Annotated in this window: 15 protein-coding genes; 10 read left to right on the top strand and 5 right to left on the bottom strand. The window is 72.0% G+C overall.

Translation table 11 applies throughout. The annotated features are described in order from the left end of the window. Nucleotide 1: 1 nt before the first annotated feature. From glmU to ACZBH1_RS12990, 6 genes are all read left to right on the top strand, one after another. Nucleotides 2-1,474, top strand: coding sequence for a bifunctional UDP-N-acetylglucosamine diphosphorylase/glucosamine-1-phosphate N-acetyltransferase GlmU (glmU, locus tag ACZBH1_RS12965; RefSeq protein WP_463646587.1), 1,473 nt, complete (start codon nt 2-4; stop codon nt 1,472-1,474). Continuing rightward, a complete protein-coding gene (locus tag ACZBH1_RS12970) occupies nt 1,449-2,483 on the top strand; it encodes a ribose-phosphate diphosphokinase (RefSeq protein ID WP_336396478.1) in 1,035 nt (344 codons plus the stop codon). Before glmU ends, ACZBH1_RS12970 begins: the two co-directional genes overlap by 26 nt. A gap of 73 nt (nt 2,484-2,556) precedes the next feature. Continuing rightward, nucleotides 2,557-5,319 (top strand): cation-translocating P-type ATPase, encoded by a 2,763-nt coding sequence (locus ACZBH1_RS12975; protein ID WP_463646588.1) that lies wholly within the window; start codon nt 2,557-2,559, stop codon nt 5,317-5,319. Between the two features lie 61 nt (nt 5,320-5,380). Beyond that, nucleotides 5,381-5,857 carry an FMN-binding protein gene (locus ACZBH1_RS12980; protein ID WP_463646589.1) on the top strand — a complete coding sequence of 159 codons (477 nt, stop codon included), beginning with the start codon at nt 5,381-5,383 and terminating at the stop codon, nt 5,855-5,857. 3 nt (nt 5,858-5,860) lie between these two features. Then, nucleotides 5,861-6,739, top strand: coding sequence for an FAD:protein FMN transferase (locus ACZBH1_RS12985; RefSeq protein ID WP_463646590.1), 879 nt, complete (start codon nt 5,861-5,863; stop codon nt 6,737-6,739). A gap of 48 nt (nt 6,740-6,787) precedes the next feature. Continuing rightward, nucleotides 6,788-8,350 carry an FAD-dependent oxidoreductase gene (locus tag ACZBH1_RS12990; protein ID WP_463646591.1) on the top strand — a complete coding sequence of 521 codons (1,563 nt, stop codon included), beginning with the start codon at nt 6,788-6,790 and terminating at the stop codon, nt 8,348-8,350. Here ACZBH1_RS12990 and ACZBH1_RS12995 read toward each other — a convergent pair. The 3 genes from ACZBH1_RS12995 to ACZBH1_RS13005 form a co-directional block, all read right to left on the bottom strand. Next, nucleotides 8,344-9,966 carry a sensor histidine kinase gene (locus ACZBH1_RS12995; protein WP_463646592.1) on the bottom strand — a complete coding sequence of 541 codons (1,623 nt, stop codon included), beginning with the start codon at nt 9,964-9,966 and terminating at the stop codon, nt 8,344-8,346. The two genes, ACZBH1_RS12990 and ACZBH1_RS12995, sit on opposite strands and share 7 nt — an antisense overlap. Then, the gene (locus ACZBH1_RS13000; protein ID WP_336396472.1) at nt 9,963-10,691 is read right to left on the bottom strand and encodes a response regulator transcription factor; all 729 of its coding nucleotides are present in this window, start codon (nt 10,689-10,691) and stop codon (nt 9,963-9,965) included. Before ACZBH1_RS13000 ends, ACZBH1_RS12995 begins: the two co-directional genes overlap by 4 nt. A gap of 95 nt (nt 10,692-10,786) precedes the next feature. Then, entirely contained in the window at nt 10,787-11,776 is a 990-nt protein-coding gene (locus ACZBH1_RS13005; RefSeq protein ID WP_463646593.1) for an SDR family oxidoreductase, read from the bottom strand. A 104-nt stretch (nt 11,777-11,880) separates the two neighbouring features. On the opposite strand from ACZBH1_RS13005, the gene ACZBH1_RS13010 reads away from it, so the two are divergent. Continuing rightward, nucleotides 11,881-13,242: an FAD-binding oxidoreductase gene (locus ACZBH1_RS13010; RefSeq protein ID WP_452325289.1), complete on the top strand. Its 1,362-nt coding sequence runs from the start codon at nt 11,881-11,883 to the stop codon at nt 13,240-13,242. A gap of 57 nt (nt 13,243-13,299) precedes the next feature. On the opposite strand, the gene gnd is transcribed toward ACZBH1_RS13010, so the two are convergent. After that, a complete protein-coding gene (gene gnd, locus ACZBH1_RS13015) occupies nt 13,300-14,907 on the bottom strand; it encodes an NADP-dependent phosphogluconate dehydrogenase (protein WP_463646594.1) in 1,608 nt (535 codons plus the stop codon). Nucleotides 14,908-15,106: 199 nt separating this feature from the next. Between gnd and ACZBH1_RS13020 the strand changes: the two genes are divergently transcribed. Beyond that, the gene (locus ACZBH1_RS13020) at nt 15,107-15,589 is read left to right on the top strand and encodes a gluconokinase (RefSeq protein WP_378882136.1); all 483 of its coding nucleotides are present in this window, start codon (nt 15,107-15,109) and stop codon (nt 15,587-15,589) included. 6 nt (nt 15,590-15,595) lie between these two features. Here the strand turns inward: ACZBH1_RS13020 and ACZBH1_RS13025 are convergent, their stop codons facing one another. Next, on the bottom strand, nt 15,596-15,721 hold the full coding sequence (locus ACZBH1_RS13025; RefSeq protein WP_336396468.1) for a hypothetical protein: 126 nt from the start codon (nt 15,719-15,721) through the stop codon (nt 15,596-15,598). A gap of 257 nt (nt 15,722-15,978) precedes the next feature. On the opposite strand from ACZBH1_RS13025, the gene ACZBH1_RS13030 reads away from it, so the two are divergent. Both ACZBH1_RS13030 and pth read left to right on the top strand, forming a co-directional pair. Beyond that, nucleotides 15,979-16,626, top strand: coding sequence for a 50S ribosomal protein L25/general stress protein Ctc (locus ACZBH1_RS13030; RefSeq protein ID WP_336396467.1), 648 nt, complete (start codon nt 15,979-15,981; stop codon nt 16,624-16,626). A 107-nt stretch (nt 16,627-16,733) separates the two neighbouring features. After that, nucleotides 16,734-17,318 (top strand): aminoacyl-tRNA hydrolase, encoded by a 585-nt coding sequence (gene pth / locus ACZBH1_RS13035; RefSeq protein ID WP_336396466.1) that lies wholly within the window; start codon nt 16,734-16,736, stop codon nt 17,316-17,318. The last annotated feature ends 8 nt before the right edge of the window (nt 17,319-17,326 follow it).

Consider the following 17,326-nt stretch of genomic DNA (forward strand, 5'->3'; position numbering starts at 1 on the left):
CATGACCGACACCCCCCGTGACACCCCCCTGGCCGTCATCGTGCTCGCCGCCGGGCGGGGCACGCGCATGAAGTCCTCGCTGCCGAAGGTGCTGCACCGCATCGGCGGCCGTCCGCTGGTCGGGCACGTGCTCGACACCGCGCTCTCCCTCCATCCGCAGCGCGTGGTCGTGGTCGTCCGCCACGAGCGCGATCTCGTGGCGGAGGCCGTCGCCGGCGCCGCGCCCGACGTCGTGGTGGTCGACCAGGACGAGATCCCCGGCACCGGCCGCGCGGTCGAGGTGGCCCTGGACGCGCTGGCCGACTTCGCCGGGGACGTGCTGGTCCTCAGCGGCGACGTGCCGCTGCTCGAGACCGACACGCTCGCCGCGCTCGTGCGCACGCACCGCGATCGCGCCGTCGCCGCGACGGTCCTGAGCGCCACGGTGGGCGACGCCACCGGCTACGGGCGCGTCATCCGCGACGCCGACGGCACCGTGTCGCGGATCGTCGAGCAGAAGGACGCCACCGCGGAGGAGGCATCCGTCACCGAGATCAACGCGGGCGTCTACGTCTTCCAGGCGACGGCGCTGCGCACCGAGCTCGCGCTCGTCGGCACCGCCAACGCACAGGGCGAGAAGTACCTCACCGACGTCGTTGCGCTGCTGCGCGGCGACGGGTTCGCCGTGGCGGCCCAGCCCGCGCCGGATGCCGCCGCCGCCCTGGGCGTGAACGACCGGGTCCAGCTCGCCGAGGCCGCCCGTGTGCTCAACGCGCGCACCGTGCGGCGGTGGCAGCTGGAGGGCGCGACGATCCTCGACCCGGCCACGACCTGGATCGACGTCGAGGCGAAGCTCGCGCCCGACGTGACGGTGCTGCCCAACACGCACATCCTGCGCGCGACGGTGATCGCCGGCGGCGCCACCGTCGGCCCCGACACCAGCCTCGTGGACTGCGAGGTCGGCGAGAACGCGGTCGTGACCCGCACCGACGCCACGCTGGCAGTCATCGGCGCCGGGGCGACGGTCGGCCCGTTCGCCTACCTCCGTCCGGGCACGTACCTCGGCGACAAGGGCAAGATCGGCACGTTCGTCGAGACGAAGAACTCGACCATCGGCGAGCGCAGCAAGGTGCCCCACCTGTCGTACATCGGCGACACGACGATCGGCAGGGGCGTCAACCTGGGCGCGGGCGCCATCACGGCCAACTACGACGACCTCACCAAGCACCGCACCGAGATCGGCGACGAGGTGCACGCCGGCTCGCACAACGTCTTCGTGGCGCCCGTTAGGATCGGAGACGGCGCGAAGACCGGAGCCGGGGCGGTCATCCGAAAGGATGTCCCCGCCGGCGCCCTCGCACTGAGCGTCGCCCCTCAGCGGAACGTCGAGGGGTGGGTCGAGAAGAACAGACCGGGAACAGGTGCGGCGGACGTCGCCGCCAAGGCCCGTGGCGCACAGAAGGCGGACGATGGCGCGCAAGAAGAAGACCGTTGAGCTCGACCGGGCGAACGACATCGCCCCCGGTCTCGTCGCGAAGACCAAGAAGCGCCTCGTCGTCGCACGCGGCAGCTCGCACCCCGAGCTGGCCGGCGAGGTCGCCGAGCAGCTGAGCACCGAGCTCGTCCCCACCGAGTACCGCACGTTCGCGTCGGGGGAGATCCTGACGCGCTTCGAGGTGTCGATCCGCGGCTGCGACCTCTTCCTCATCCAGAGCTTCGGGCCCCCGGTCAACGAGTGGATGATGGAGACCCTCATCATGCTCGACGCCGCCAAGCGCGCGTCGGCGAAGCGCATCACCGTCGTCGCCCCGTACTTCCCGTACTCGCGTCAGGACAAGAAGGGCAGAGGTCGCGAGCCGATCAGCGCCCGCCTGGTCGCCGACCTGTTCAAGACCGCCGGCGCCGATCGCATCATGAGCGTCGACCTGCACGCGGCGCAGATCCAGGGCTTCTTCGACGGCCCCGTCGACCACCTCTTCGCCAAGCCGGTGCTGCTGGAGTACTTCGAGAACACCCTGAGCGCGGAGGACCGTGACCGGCTCACGGTGGTCTCGCCCGACACCGGCCGCGTCCGCGTCGCCGACACGTGGTCCGACAGCCTCGGCGCGCCGCTGGCCATCATCCACAAGCGCCGCGACCCGAACGTCGCCAACCAGGTCACCGTCAACGAGATCGTCGGCGCCGTCGACGGCCGCGTATGCCTCCTCGTCGACGACATGATCGACACCGGCGGCACCATCGTGAAGGCCGCAGAGGCCCTCAAGGCCAACGGCGCGGTCAAGGTCATCGTCGCCGCGACCCACGCGATCTTCAGCGACCCCGCGGCGCAGCGCCTGCAGAGCCCCGCCATCGACCAGGTCGTCGTCACCGACACGGTGCCGATCCCCGACGAGAAGCGCTTCCCGAGCCTTACGATTCTGCCTATCGCGCCGCTGCTCGCACGGGCGATCCACGAAGTGTTCGAGGACGGCTCCGTGACCAGCATGTTCGACGGGGCCGCCTGACGCCGACGCCGGACGAGGCGGCCCGGACCCCCGGGACCGGCCGGGGCGGCGGCACCGCAAGGACGGAGTGAGGATGTCCCAGCCGCTGACCGAAGCCCGCCTGACGGTCGCACGACCCTGGGCGCTCCCCGTGGACGCGGTGCTCGCGCACCTCGAGGCCGACGCGTCGGGGCTGACCTCCGACGACGCCGGCCGACGCCTCGAGATCGCCGGGCCGAACCGCCTTCCCGAGCCCGCGCGCCGCCCCGCCGTGCTGCGGTTCCTCTCGCACTTCAACGACACCCTGATCTACATCCTCCTCGGCGCCGCCGTCATCAAGGCGCTGATGGGGGACTGGCTGGACTTCTGGGTCATCATGGTCGTCGCGATCATCAACGCCGTCATCGGCTACATCCAGGAGGGGCGCGCCGAGCGGGCGCTCGCGGGGATTCGCGGGATGCTGTCGGCCGAGGCCAGCGCCCGCCGCGACGGCGGGTGGGTCACGGTGGCGGCGGCCGATCTCGTCCCCGGCGACGTGGTGCGGCTGATGCCGGGCGACAAGGTCCCCGCCGACCTCCGGCTGTTCGAGGCCTTCCAGCTGCGGATCGACGAGGCGGCGCTCACCGGTGAGTCGGTCCCGTCGTCGAAGGTCGACGACCCGGTCGACCCCGACGCCGGCGTCGGCGACCGCCGGTCGATGGCGTTCTCGGGCACCATCGTGAGCGCCGGCCAGGGCCGGGGCGTCGTCACCGCGACCGGGGCGACCACCGAGCTCGGCCGGATCCAGAGCCTCGCCGAAGAGGCCGAGACGCTCGCCACACCGCTCACACGCCAGCTCGACGGGTTCGGCCGGATCCTCACGCTCGTGATCCTGGGCATGGCGGCCGTGATGATGATGATCGGGCGCTTCCTGCACGGGATGCCGTACCCCGAGCTCATCTCGGCGGCCATCGGCTTCGCGGTCGCGGCGATCCCCGAGGGCCTCCCAGCGCTCGTGACCATCACGCTGGCAATCGGCGTGCAGCAGATGGCCCGCCACAACGCCATCACCCGCAAGCTCCCCGCTGTCGAGGCGCTGGGCTCGGTGACCACCGTCTGCTCCGACAAGACCGGCACGCTCACCAGGAACGAGATGACGGTCCGGCACATCGTCACGCCCCTCGCGCACTACGAGGTGACCGGTCTGGGCTACCGGCCGGAGGGGCGCATCGCCCCGGCGGGCGGAGCCGGGCTGCCCGGGGACGGGCTGCCCGGAGACCTCTCCGCGATCCTGGCGATCGGCACGCTCTGCAACGACGCCCACATCGTGCGCGACGACGACGGCGGATGGAGCCTCGTGGGCGAGCCCACCGAGGGCGCACTGAAGGTCGTCGCGATGAAGGGCGGTGTCGGGGGCGCGGGGGGAAGGCGCGTCGCCGTCATCCCGTTCGACTCGGCCAACAAGCTGATGGCGACGCTCAACGAGGGCCCGCGCTCGGGTGGGGCGGCGGGGGAGGTGTCGCGCGCGATCCTCGTGAAGGGCGCGCCCGACCGCCTGCTGGAGCGCTCGCTCACGCAGCGGAGCGAGGACGGCTCCCAGCCCCTGGACCGCACGCACTGGGAGGAGCAGGTCGCCGCGCTGAGCTCCCGCGGGCTGCGCGTGCTCGCCGCCGCCCGCAAGCCCGTGCGCGCGACGACCGAGGAGTTCGCGCTGGACGACCTCGTCGACCTCGAGTTCATCGGGCTCTGGGGGATCGTCGATCCGCCGCGCCCGGAGGCGATCGACGCGATCGCCGACTGCCACACCGCCGGCATCGGCGTGAAGATGATCACCGGCGACCACGCCGGCACCGCCCTGGCGATCGCCCGCGAGATGGGCCTCGCCGGCGCCGACGCCGAGGTTCTCACCGGCACCGAGCTCGAGGCGCTCAGCCAGGAGCAGCTGCGGGAGGTGGTGCGCGACGTCGACGTCTACGCCCGCACCAGCCCCGAGCACAAGATCCGCATCGTGCGCGCGCTGCAGTCCCACGGCGAGGTGGTCGCCATGACCGGCGACGGCGTGAACGACGCCCCCGCCCTGACGCGCGCGGACGTGGGCATCGCGATGGGGATCAAGGGCACGGAGGCGACCAAGGAGGCCGCGGAGTTCGTGCTCGCCGACGACAACTTCGCCACGATCCGCAGCGCCGTCGCCGAGGGCAGGCGCATCTACGACAACCTGCGCAAGTCCATCGTGTTCCTGCTGCCCACCAACGGCGCGCAGTCGCTCGTCATCCTGGTCGCGGTCGTCTTCGGGCTCGCCCTTCCCCTCACGTCGGTGCAGGTGCTGTGGGTCAACATGGTCACCGCCGTCACCCTCTCGCTCGCGCTGGCCTACGAGCCCGCCGAGCGCGGGATCATGCGACGCCCCCCGCGCGCCACCGGCGGGCCGATCATCGACCGCCGCGAGCTCGGCTTCGTGCTCGCCGTGTCGTTCCTCATCGGCGGGGCGGCGATGGGCGTGTTCTACGGCGTCGTGGCGACCGGCGTCGACATCGAGGTGGCACGCACCGAGGCGGTGCTCATGCTCGCGCTGGGGCAGCTCGCCTACCTCTTCAACTGCCGGCTCCTGACCCGCTCCAGCTTCACCCTCGACGTGCTGCGCGGCAACCGCGCGGTGTGGTGGTCAGCGCTTGCTCTCATCGTCCTCCAGCTGATCTACACGTATGTGCCGTTCATGAACGTGCTGTTCGACTCGCGTCCGCTCGACCCGTCGGCGTGGATCCTCCCCATCGTGCTCTCGGTCGTGATCTTCGTCGCCGTCGAGGTGCTCAAGGCGCTGCTGCGCGCCCGGCCGCCCGCGTCCGCACCGGCACCCGCGCTCAAAGCTTCCTCATAGGACCGGTTGCGAGGATCGCCGCGACGCCCGACGCGTCGACGACACGAGCTGGAGGACCGCAATGATCCGCACCGCCCCCGCATCCCGCACCGTCCGAGCCGGCGCCGCACTGAGCGCCGCCGCCGGGATCGCGCTCCTCGCCGGCTGCGCGGCGACGGCCTCCGATGCGGAGGAGCCGGCCACCGGAGCCGATCAGGAAGCGACCGGCTCCGGGTCGACGGGCTCCGGCAGCGCCTCGGGCTCGTATGCCGACGGCACGTACACCGCCGACGGCGCCTACGCGACCCCCGAGTCCGTCGAGACCATCTCCGTCACCGTCACCCTGGAGGGCGACGTCATCACCGATGTGGAGGTGACCGGCGACCCGCAGAAGAGCGAGTCCGAGGAGTACCAGGGGCGGTTCATCGGCGGCATCGCGGACGTCGTGGTCGGGCAGGACATCGACGACATCCAGGTCAGCCGCGTCGCGGGCTCGTCGCTGACCAGCGGAGGCTTCAACGAGGCGATCGAGGCGATCAAGTCCGAGGCGGCCGCCTGAGCCATGGGCGGGTCGGCGTCCTCCTGGCGATTCGACGCCATCGGCACCGTCTGGGAGGTCGTCACCGTCGAGCCGCTGCCCGAGCCTGCCCGCGACCGCGTACGGGGCCGCATCGAGGCATTCGACCGCAGCTGGTCGCGGTTCCGGAAGGACTCCGTGGTGACCCGGCTCGCGCGGGCCGGCGGGGAAGTCCCGCTCCCCGACGACGCCGGGCCGATGCTCGACGCGCTGGCGGCGGTGTGGGAGGCGACGGACGGTGCCGTGAACCCGCTCGTCGGGCGATCCCTCGAAGCGCTCGGCTACGACGCGCGGTACTCGCTGGTCGATCGCGGGGCGGTGGCGGCGCCCCCCGATTGGCGCAGGCTGCTCGCGTGGGACGACGAGCGGCTCATGCTCTCCAGCGCCGCGACGATCGACGTCGGCGCCCTCGGCAAGGGACGCCTGGTCGACATCGTGCTCGACGTCGTATGCGACGAGACGGCGGGGGACGTCACGGTCGACGCGGGCGGCGATCTGGCGGTGCGGGGGACGCCGCAGCGCATCGGGCTGGAGCATCCGTTCGATCCGCGTCGCGCGATCGGCGTGTGGGAGGTGACGGATGCCGCGCTGTGCGCGTCGGCGGTCACCCGGCGCGCCTGGCCGTCGGCCACCGGCACGACGCTGCATCACGTGCTCGACGCGCGGACGGGGCAGCCGGTGCGCACGATCGCCGCGACGTGGGCCGTCGCGCGGGACGCGATGACGGCCGACGCGGTCGCGACCGCGCTGTTCTTCGACGGCGGCCCGCGCCTCGCGCACGAGCGGGGTGTCGAATGGGTGCGCATGACGACCGACGGGCGTGCGGAGTGGTCGCCCGGCTGCGGCGCCGAGCTGTTCCTGTGAGCGGATAACGTGGAACGGTGATTCACGAGCCGATCGTGGTGGTGTGACGTGGGAACGCTCACCGCCTTCTGGAACCGCGTCTTCGCGGTGCTCGGCCGCGTGTCGATGTACCGCCTGGTCTACCTCGCGCTCGCGGCGCTCGCGGTCGTCGCCCTGGTGCTCTCGCTCTTCGACCTCGTCGGACCCGACCCGGTCGAGCTCATCGCGACGCTGCTCGTGCTCGCCGCCGTCTGCGTGGGGGTGGATGCCGCCGCCCAGCGGGTGCTGACCCTGCCGTGGCGCCTGGAGTCATCGCTCATCACGGCGCACATCCTGCTCTTCGTGCTGCGCCCGACGCTGGAGCTCGCCGGGCTGGCGGGGATCGCGATCGCCGCCGCGGTCGCGTCCCTCTCGAAGTACCTGCTCGCCTGGCGCGGGCGCCACATCTTCAACCCCGCCGCCGTGGGTGCCACCGTGCTCACGCTGCTGAGCCTCGCGTGGCCGGCGCTCGGCTCGTCGGCGTGGTGGGTGGGCACGCCCGCCCTCGCCGCACCGGTCATCGTGCTGGGCCTGGCGGTGCTGGTGCGCACCGAGAAGCTCCGGGTCGTGGCGGTGTTCCTCGTCGTCGCCGTCGCGGTCGCCGTCATCCGCACGGCCGCGCAGTATCAGGCCGCCGGGGTCGAGGTGGAGATCCTCGACGTGCTGTGGCCTGTGCTGTGGTCCTCGCCCTTCCTGTTCCTCGGCGCCTTCATGCTGTCCGAGCCGCTCACGCTGCCGCCCCGGCGCTGGCAGCAGTTCACCGTCGCCGCGGTCGTCGGAGTGCTCGCGGGCTGGCCGATTTCACTCGGCGACATCACCCTCGGACAGGAGCGGGCGCTGCTCATCGGCAACCTGGTCGCGTTCGCGTTCGCGCTGCGCACGGCGGTGCGGCTGACCCTGGTCTCGCGGGCCGAGCCCACACCGACCGTCGAAGAGCTCACATTCCGGGTGCACGACCGGTTGGCCTTCCTGCCCGGGCAGTACCTGGAGCTGGAGGTGCCGCACCGTCACCCCGACGCGCGCGGCACGCGGCGCGAGTTCAGCATCGCGTCCGCGCCCGAGGACCTGCCGCTGCTCAAGGTCGCGTTCAAGGACGGCACGGGCACGAAGCCGCTGAGCTCCTACAAGAAGGCCCTCGCGCAGGTGCGGCCGGGCGACGACCTCGCGATCACCGGGGTGTGGGGCGACTTCCTGCTGCCCAAGCGCGATGCCGCGCCGATCCTCATGGTCGCCGCCGGCATCGGCGTGACGCCCTTCGTGTCGCAGCTGCGGCATCTGACCGCGGCGGGCCTCGAGCGCGACATCGTGCTGGTCTATGTCGCGTCGGATGCCTCGGAGCTGGCGTTCCGCGGCGAGATCGAGGCATCCGCCGCTCGCGTCGTGGTCTTCACGCGCGACCGTCCGGTCGACCTGCCGAGTCACTGGCAGTGGGCGCGGGGCGTGCGCCTGGACGCCGAGGGCCTGATGCGGGTGGTACCCGACATCGCCTCCCGCCACGCCTACATCTCGGGGCCGGCCGGTCTGATCGCCGATCTCGCTCCCGCCCTCGAGCGCGCCCGTTCGATCACCACCGACGCCTTCAGCGGCTACTGAGCCGTGCCGACGCCGGTCCCTGGGGCCGGATCGAGGGGACGGGCGGGCAGGCGCACCTCGAAGGTGGTGTCGCCGGGCCGGCTGTCCACCGAGATGGAGCCCCCGTGCGCGTCGACGATGGCGCGCGCGATCGAGAGGCCGAGGCCCGTGCCCCCGGTCTGACGAGCGCGTGAGCGGTCGCCGCGGGCGAAGCGCTCGAACAGCTCGTCGGCGATGCGCGGGTCGACGCCGGGGCCGTCGTCATGGACGCGGAGCACGGCCGTGCCGCCGTCCCGCGCCACCGTCACCGTCACCGTGGTGCCGGCGGGTGTGTGGGTGCGCGCGTTCGCCAGCAGGTTGGTGACGACCTGCTGGAGGCGGCTCGTGTCGCCCGCGATGAGCACGGGCTCGTCGCCGACCTCGAGCACCCACTCGTGGTCGGGACCGGTCGGGCGGGCATCGCCGACCGCGTCGATGGCGAGCCGCGTGAGATCGACCGTGCCGTACACCAGCTCCTGGCCCTCGTCGAGCCGGGCGAGGAGGAGGAGATCCTCCACGAGGGACGTCATCCGCAGCGACTGCGCCTGGATGCGCTCCAGCGACGCCTCGGTCGTCTCGAGGGTCGCGGCGGCGGGCCCGGGCTCCGGCCGCGGTGCCAGACCGAGCGCCTTCAGCGACAGCTCGGAGTAGCCGCGGATCGAGGCGAGCGGCGTGCGCAGCTCGTGACTGGCATCGGCGACGAACGCGCGCATGCGCTGTTCGTTGCGCTGGCGGGCGGTGAGCGACTCGTCGACATGGTCCAGGAGCGTGTTCAGCGCCTCGCCGACCCGGCCGACCTCGGTGCGGGGGTCGGCCTGGCGCGCCGGGACCCGTTCGCTGATGGACACCTCGCCCTGGTCCAGCTGCTGCCGGGAGACCCGCTCGGCCGTGGCGGCGACCGCGCGCAGCGGCGCGAGGCCGGCGCGGATCGTCCATGCCGTCGCGACCGCGAGGAGGATGAGGCCGCCGGCGGTCAGCAGGCCGATGGTGGTGAGCATGCGCGCGATCGTGGCGGCCACCTCGTCGCGGGACAGTCCCACGACGACGATCGACTGACCGTCGACGCTGCGCCCTTCGACGCGGAACGTGCCGACGCCGTCGATGGTCACCACCAGCGGGCCCTCTGCGCGCAGTCCCGCCGCGAGCTGCTCGATCTGCTCGTCGTCGAGCGCGGTCACGGTGCCGTCCGCCTCGGTCACCGCCGCGGTGGGCGAGGAGGGGGGAGTCTCGATGGCCAGCAGGAATCCGGCCTGCTGGGGCTGCTGCTCCAGGATCTCCTGAGCGGTGAGCCCCGCACCCACGGGCTGCCGGGTGAGCACCGACATGCGGTCGGCGGTCGAGCGCAGCTCGCTGCTCAGTCCCTCCTCGAGCACCGTCCCCAGGATCGCACTGGTCGCCACGCCGACCAGCACCATGATGAACGACGTGATGCCGACGACGGTGACGATGAGCTTCCGCTGCAGCGTCCACGCGGCGCGCCGGGGAAGCTCGTCCGAGACAGGAGCACCCGTCCCCGGCGCCTCTTCGTCGCGCGGGGGCTCGATGCCGGCGCCGGTCGCGGCATCCGGCTCCGTCGTCGTACGGCTCCGGTCCGTCACTGGGGCGCCTTGATCATGTAGCCGACACCACGCACGGTGTGGATGAGGGGTTCGCGGCCGGCGTCGATCTTCTTGCGGAGGTAGGAGATGTAGAGCTCGACGACGCTGGAGCGGCCGCCGAAGTCGTAGTTCCACACGCGGTCCAGGATCTGCGCCTTCGACACGACGCGTCGCTGGTTGCGCATGAGGTAGCGCAGCAGCTCGAACTCCGTCGCGGTGAGCTCGATCTGCTCGCCGGCGCGCTCGACCTCGTGACTGTCCTCGTTGAGCGTCAGGTCCCCGACGCGCAGGATCGGCTCGGCGCCCGCCGCGTGCGCGGTGCCGGCGCGGCGCATGAGGCCGCGAAGCCGCGCGACCACCTCCTCGAGGCTGAACGGCTTGGTGACGTAGTCGTCGCCGCCGGCGGTGAGGCCTGCCACCCGGTCGGTGACGGCATCCTTGGCGGTCAGGAAGAGCACGGGGACGTCGTCGCCGGCCTGGCGCAGCCGCTGCAGCACGGCCATGCCGTCGAGGTCGGGCATCATGATGTCCAGCACCATGGCGTCTGGCTCGAACTCGCGTGCCGACTGCAGCGCCTCGAACCCCGACCCGGCGGTGCGCACCTCCCAGCCCTCCATCCGCAGCGCCATCGACAGCAGATCGGTGAGCATCTGCTCGTCGTCCACGACGAGGACGCGCAGGCTGGAGCCGTCGGGACGGAGGAGGGCCGGTGCCGGGTTGGTCATGCGTCCATTGTGGATGGCTTTCTATGCGCTTCCTATGGAGCCGGCTATGCGCGGGCTGTGAGATCCAGTTCGCGGCGCGGGAATCGGATCCGGCGTCAGCCGGCCGAACGCGCGTGGGCCGCGATGCGATCGAACAGCGCGTCGCGGTCCTCGTCGACCCGGCGGGCGCCGGGGTCGGCGTCGTAGTACGCCAGGATCCGCCGCGCCCCCTCGTCGAACGTGATCGTCGTGCGGAACTCCGGCACGAGCTCGGTCACCTTCGAGACGTCGAACAGCATCGAGTGCGCCTTGTCTCCGATCAGGCCGGGACCGAGGTCGGGGGCGAACGCCGCGATCGTCTCGGAGGCGACGTGGACGATGTCGGGGTCGGCCACGCCCGCGGCCTCGGCCAGCCAGCCGTAGATCTGGTTCCAGGTCGGTGCGTGCGTTCCGGTGATGGTGAACGCCTCCCCGATCGCCGCGGGGTTCGCGACGAGCCCCGTGAACGCGACTGCGAAGTCGTCGCTGTGCGTGATCGTCCACAGGCTCGTGCCGTCGCCGTGCACGATGACGGGACGCCCCGCGCGCATGCGGGCGATGTCGGTCCAGCCGCCGAGGGTGGGGAGCAGACGCTCGTCGTAGGTGTGCGAGGGGCGGATGATGGTGACGGGAAGCCCCCGTTCCCGGTGGGCGGCGACCAGGACGTCCTCGCACGCGATCTTGTCGCGCGAGTACTGCCAATAGGGATTGCGCAGCGGCGTCGACTCGGTGACCGGCACCCGCCGCGGGGGCTTCTCGTACGCCGAGGCCGAGCTGATGAACACGTACTGCCCGGTGCGCCCCTCGAAGAGCTCGAGATCGGAAGCGATGTGGTCGGGCGTGAAGGCCAGGAACTCCGCGACCACGTCGAAGCGCCGACTGCCCAGTGCGGCGCGCACCGCTGCGGCATCGCGGATGTCGGCCTCGATCAGCTCCGCCTCGGGCGGGATGGGCCGCCGGGCGCTGCCGCGGTTGAGCACCGCGACGTCGTGCCCGAGGGCGACGGAGCGGCGGACGCACGCCGCGCTGATGGTTCCGGTACCGCCGATGTAGAGGATGCTCGTCACCCTCGCGAGCCTACGCCCGACCACGGGCGACGCGTCTCGTCGCCGACGCCCGCCGTGGACGGACCCGGTGCGCGATGTCGGTCCCGCCCCCTAGTCTGGCGCGCATGAGCAACGACGATCTCAGCGCCGCCTCCGTCGGCACCGTCATCCGTCCGGGCGACCCCGAGTGGGAGTCCGCACGTCGCTTCCACTCCGGCATCGGCTCGCCCGCCGCCGTCATCCGGGCCTCCACCGTCGACGACGTGAGAGGGGCCATCCGCTACGCCTCGGCCGAGCGCCTCGAGGTCATGATCCGCGGCGGCGGCCACAGCGCGTGGGGCGAGGTCCCGGGCGGTCTCACCCTCGACATCTCGGCGCTGGACGCCATCTCCGTCGAGGGCACGCGGGTGCGTGTCGGGGGCGGTGCGCGGTGGGGTGCCGTCGCGCACGCGCTCGCCGAGCACGACCTCGGACTCAGCTCCGGCGACACCGCGTCCGTCGGCGTCGGCGGCCTCACCCTCGGGGGCGGCATCGGCTGGATGGTGCGCGCATGGGGGCTCGCGTGCGACCAGCTGGTGGGCGCGCAGCTCGTGACCGCCCGCGGCGAGGTGGTGGAGGTGACGGATGCCTCGCACCCCGAGCTCCTGTGGGCCCTCCGCGGCGGCGGCGGCAACTTCGGCGTCGTCACGCGCTTCGACTTCGAGGCGCACCGGCTGAACGGCGTGGTGCACGCCGTCTACGGCATCGACGCAGACGCACGGCCCGCCCTGCGGGTGCTGCGCGACATCCTCGCAGACGCTCCACGCGAGCTCACCGTCACCTACATGGACGTCCCGCCGATGGACCCGAACGCTCCTGCCGGCGCCACGGTGACCGCGGTATGGATCGGCACCGACGAGGAGGAGGCGCGCCGCGCGCTCGCGCCGCTCGCCGAAGCCCCCGGGGTGTCCGAGCGCGAGTTCGGCGTGCAGAGCTACCCCGATGTGCTGCTCGAGGCGCCCGAGTTCGACCCCGACCAGCCCATGCCGGGGTTCCTCGGGGGGAACACGCTCGTGGCGGACCTCGACGACGACGCGATCGATCGGATCGTCTCGTTCCGAGAGGCGAACCCGGCATCGGTCGTGCTGCTGCGGTCGCTCGGCGGGGCGTACGGGGACGTCGCCCAGGACGACTCCGCGTTCCCGGCGCGCAACGCGACGTGGTTCGCCATGGCGGGGGCGTTCGACATCCCGGGCATGGTCGACGACGACGCCCGGGCGCGGGCGCTGGCCGCGTGGGACGCCATCGAGGCGAGCGGCTCGGGCGTGTACGGCAACTTCACGGTGTCGACCGACCCCTCCTACGCCGCGCGAATCTACCCGCCGGCGACGATGGCGCGACTGGCGGCGGTCAAGCGCACGTGGGACCCGGGCAATGTCTTCTGCCGCAACCACAACGTGCAGCCCGAGGGCGACGGCCGGCCGGGTTCGGACGGACAGGCCGCCTGAGACGCCGAGGGCGGATCTCCGGCCGGGGATCCGCCCTCTGTCCGCTCAGGCGGTGCGTCAGTGGGTGTCTTCCGCCTCGATCTCGGTGCGGTCGCCCGACCACAGGGTGTGGAAGGTGCCTTCCTTGTCGATGCGCTTGTAGGTGTGGGCGCCGAAGAAGTCGCGCTGGCCCTGAATCAGCGCGGCGGGCAGGCGCTCGGCGCGCAGGCCGTCGTAGTAGGCCAGCGACGACGAGAACGCGGGAGCCGGGATGCCGGAGTTCGCAGACGCCGAGACGATGCGGCGCCATGCGCCCTGGGCGCGGCCGAGCGCGTCGGCGAAGTACGGGGCGGTCAGCAGCACCGCCAGGTCGGGGGTCTGGTCGTAGGCCTCGGCGATGCGGTTGAGGAACTGGGCCCGGATGATGCAGCCCGCGCGCCAGATCTTCGACACGGCGCCGAGGTCGATGGTCCAGCCGTACTCGGCGGCACCGGCGCGGATCTCGTCGAAGCCCTGGCTGTAGGCGACGATCTTCGACGCGTACAGCGCGAGGCGGACGTCCTCGATGAACGCGTCGGGGTCGTCGACCTGGAGGCCCTCGGCGGGGCCGGGCAGGCCGCGGGAGACCGCGCGCTGCTCGGGGTGGCTGGAGAGCGACCGTGCGAAGGTGGCCTCGGCGATGCCCGAGACCGGGACGCCGAGCGACAGCGCGGTCTGCACGGTCCACGCGCCGGTGCCCTTGGCGCCGGCCTGGTCGAGGATGACGTCGACCAGGGGCTCTCCGGTCGCGGCGTCCACCTGGCGCAGGACCTCGGCGGTGATCTCGATCAGGTACGACTCCAGCTCGCCGCGGTTCCACTCGGCGAACACCTCGGCGATCTCTGCCGGCGTCTTTCCGGTGCCGCGGCGGATCAGGTCGTAGGCCTCGGCGATGAGCTGCATGTCAGCGTATTCGATGCCGTTGTGCACCATCTTCACGAAGTGGCCGGCGCCGTCGTGACCCACGTGCGTGACGCACGGCTCGCCCTCCGCGACCGCCGCGATGGACTTGAGGATCGGTCCGAGGGTCACCCACGACTCGTCCGAGCCGCCGGGCATGATCGACGGGCCGTTGAGCGCGCCCTCCTCGCCGCCGGAGATCCCGGCGCCGACGAAGTTGATGCCGGTCTCGCGGACGGCCTTCTCGCGGCGGATGGTGTCGGTGAAGAGGGCATTGCCGCCGTCGACGATGATGTCGCCGGGCTCGAACACCTCGACCAGCGAGTCGATGACCGCGTCGGTGGGGCGGCCGGCCTTGACCATGATGATCGCCGCGCGCGGCTTCTGCAGCGACGCGGCGAACTCGTCGTAAGAGAACGCCGGCACGAACCCCGCCTCCGGGTGCGCGGCGGTCAGCTCGTCGGTCTTGGACCGGGACCGGTTGAACACCGCCACGGTGTTGCCTTCGCGGGAGGCGAGGTTGCGGGCGAGGTTCGAGCCCATCACCGCCAGGCCCACCACGCCGATGTTCGCCGCCGCGGCGACGGCGAGCTCCGGGCCCTCCGGCTCCGGGGTGGGGCGCCCGACGTCCTCGGGGGCGGGCGCGGCCTCGTGCGCCGTCGTCGCCTCATCAGGCGCCTGGTCCTGATCCGTCGAGATGGTGGTCTGGGCCTGCTCGCCGGTCAGCGAAGGATCGTTGGAAGACACGCGTGCTCCTGGGGTTGAGTCGTCGCTTTCAGCCTAGAGTCTGACGGCTCCGTGTTACGCCGCAGCGGCCGGAAGCTCACACGGCACGCAGCCGGGTTGTGACGCGCGGGCGGCCGTCGGCTACCGTGGCGGGGTGATCCCGTCTCACTCCGGCGCGACCGCCGGCAGTCCCGCTGCGCAAGGCCCCCGGATCGTCGTGATGGGTCCGAGCGGCTCGGGGAAGTCCGCGGTGGGGAGCGCGGTGGCCGCACGCCTCGCTCTCCCGTTCGTGGACGCCGATGACCTGCACCCGGAGGCGAACGTGGCGAAGATGGCCGCCGGGGTGCCGCTGGACGACGCGGATCGGATGCCATGGCTGGACGTGGTGGCCGCCGAGCTCCACGACGCGCCCGGTGGAGTCGTGGTCGCGTGCTCGGCGCTGGCACGACGCTATCGGGAGCGCATCCTCTCCGGCGCACCGGCGACGGTCTTCGTCGAGTTGCGGACGTCCACCCGCGAGCTGGCCCGGCGCATGGCGACGCGAGAGCACTTCATGCCGTCGTCGCTGCTGGCCTCCCAGCTGCAGACGCTGGAGCACCTGGAGCCCGAGGAGCCGGGCGTGGTGGTGGCGGGGGACCCGCCGCTGGCGGACGTCGTCGACGCCGCGGTTCACGCGATCCGGCGGTATCCGGCGCTCCGATAGCCCCGTTCAGTCCTTGTTGCGGTACGCCTGACGCCCGAGGCCCCAGAAGGCCAGCGCCGTCCCGAGGGCGCCGACCGCGGCCATCGCGCCGATCAGCCAGAGCAGGGCGTGAGACCAGAAGCCGTATTCCATGGGGTCCTCCGTGTGAGCGGGAAGTCGGTGCGTTCCTCATCGTAGTGGGGGCGCTGGTAGACTCGTGTCGAACTTCGGCGAGGGATGCCTCGCGCCTGTCGGCCACCGGCGGGCTGCGGCATCCGTGATCGACGCGGTGATGCGGGCCCCCGGCTTTCCTCACGCGCGCGCGTTCGAGTCGAAGACACCCCCGATACCCACGGTCCGCCATCTCGCGGGCCGAGCGACAACGGGCCCCAGGCCCGCAAGGAGAACCCATGTCCACTGAGGTCGACACCAAGGTCCAGGCCGAGCTGCGCGAGAACTTCGGCAAGGGCTTCGCCCGCCGCCTGCGCGCCGCCGGCAAGATCCCCGCCGTCATCTACGGCCACGGCACCGATCCCGTCCACGTGGCCCTTCCGGGCCACCAGGTGTCGCTGCTCATCCGCCGCGCCAACGCGGTGCTCGAGCTCGATCTCGACGGCAAGGCGCAGCTGACGCTGGTGAAGGACGTCCAGAAGGACCCGGTGCACCAGATCATCGAGCACATCGACCTCCTCGTCGTGAAGAAGGGCGAGAAGATCCAGGTCGACGTCCCGGTCATCGTCAACGGCGAGCCCTTCGCCGGCACGATCGTCAACCTGGACGCGCAGACCGTGGCGCTCGAGGTCGAGGCGACCCACATCCCCGAGCACATCGAGGTCGACGTCGAGGGCCTCGAGGAGGGCACGCACATCACCGCCGGCGAGCTCACGCTGCCCCGTGGCGCGACCCTCGCCGCCGACCCGGAGATGCTCGTCGTCGCCATCTCGGTCCCCGCTGCCACGCTGGCCGCCGAGGACGAGATCGCCGAGGCCGACGCCGAGGTCGCCGCCGAGCAGTCGGAGGCTTCCGAGACCCCGGCCGAGGAGAACGAGTCCGAGTAAGCCTCGGAGCGCTTTTCAGGCGAGGGGGTGCGGATGCCGCACCCCCTCGTCCCGTTCCACGACGAGCTCGATCCGGGCCGGACGCCCGGTCGGGCAGGATGGAAGTCATGGCAGAGGCGTGGCTGATCGTAGGCCTGGGCAACCCGGGGCCCCGATACGAGCTGACCCGCCACAACGTCGGCCAGCTCGTGGTCGACGAGCTGGCGGGACGGCGCGGCGAGTCCTTCAAGACGCACAAGGCGAACGCCCGCGTGGTCGAGACGTGGCTGCGGCCGGGCGGCGCGAAGCTGGTGCTGGCCAAGCCGAACACGTTCATGAACGTGTCGGGCGGTCCCGTCGCGGGGCTGGCGAAGTTCTACGGGATCGACCCCGCGCACGTCGTGGTGATCCACGACGAGCTGGACATCCCGTTCGACACCATCAAGCTGAAGGTCGGCGGCGGCCACGGCGGTCACAACGGCGTCCGCGACGTCGCCAAAGCGCTGGACACCCCGGCGTTCCCGCGCGTGCGCGTCGGGATCGGCCGCCCGCACGGCCGGCAGGACCCGGCGGACTGGGTGCTCGACCCGTTCGGCGCCACCGAGCGCAAGAACCTCCCGATCCTCCTGGGCGACGCCGCCGACGCCGTGGAGCAGCTGGTCGACGAGGGACTCCTCGCCGCGCAGCAGAAGCACCACGCGCCCCGCGAGTGACTCCGGGC

This window comes from Microbacterium sp. ZXT2-5, from assembly GCF_055329545.1.

Coding starts and splice junctions, on each gene's coding strand:
- glmU (WP_463646587.1), top strand. CDS start 2: ATGACCGACACCCCCCGTGACACCCCCCTGGCCGTCATCGTGCTCGCC.
- ACZBH1_RS12970 (WP_336396478.1), top strand. CDS start 1,449: ATGGCGCGCAAGAAGAAGACCGTTGAGCTCGACCGGGCGAACGACATC.
- ACZBH1_RS12975 (WP_463646588.1), top strand. CDS start 2,557: ATGTCCCAGCCGCTGACCGAAGCCCGCCTGACGGTCGCACGACCCTGG.
- ACZBH1_RS12980 (WP_463646589.1), top strand. CDS start 5,381: ATGATCCGCACCGCCCCCGCATCCCGCACCGTCCGAGCCGGCGCCGCA.
- ACZBH1_RS12985 (WP_463646590.1), top strand. CDS start 5,861: ATGGGCGGGTCGGCGTCCTCCTGGCGATTCGACGCCATCGGCACCGTC.
- ACZBH1_RS13000 (WP_336396472.1), bottom strand. CDS start 10,691: ATGACCAACCCGGCACCGGCCCTCCTCCGTCCCGACGGCTCCAGCCTG.
- ACZBH1_RS13010 (WP_452325289.1), top strand. CDS start 11,881: ATGAGCAACGACGATCTCAGCGCCGCCTCCGTCGGCACCGTCATCCGT.
- ACZBH1_RS13020 (WP_378882136.1), top strand. CDS start 15,107: ATGGGTCCGAGCGGCTCGGGGAAGTCCGCGGTGGGGAGCGCGGTGGCC.
- ACZBH1_RS13025 (WP_336396468.1), bottom strand. CDS start 15,721: ATGGAATACGGCTTCTGGTCTCACGCCCTGCTCTGGCTGATCGGCGCG.
- ACZBH1_RS13030 (WP_336396467.1), top strand. CDS start 15,979: ATGTCCACTGAGGTCGACACCAAGGTCCAGGCCGAGCTGCGCGAGAAC.
- pth (WP_336396466.1), top strand. CDS start 16,734: ATGGCAGAGGCGTGGCTGATCGTAGGCCTGGGCAACCCGGGGCCCCGA.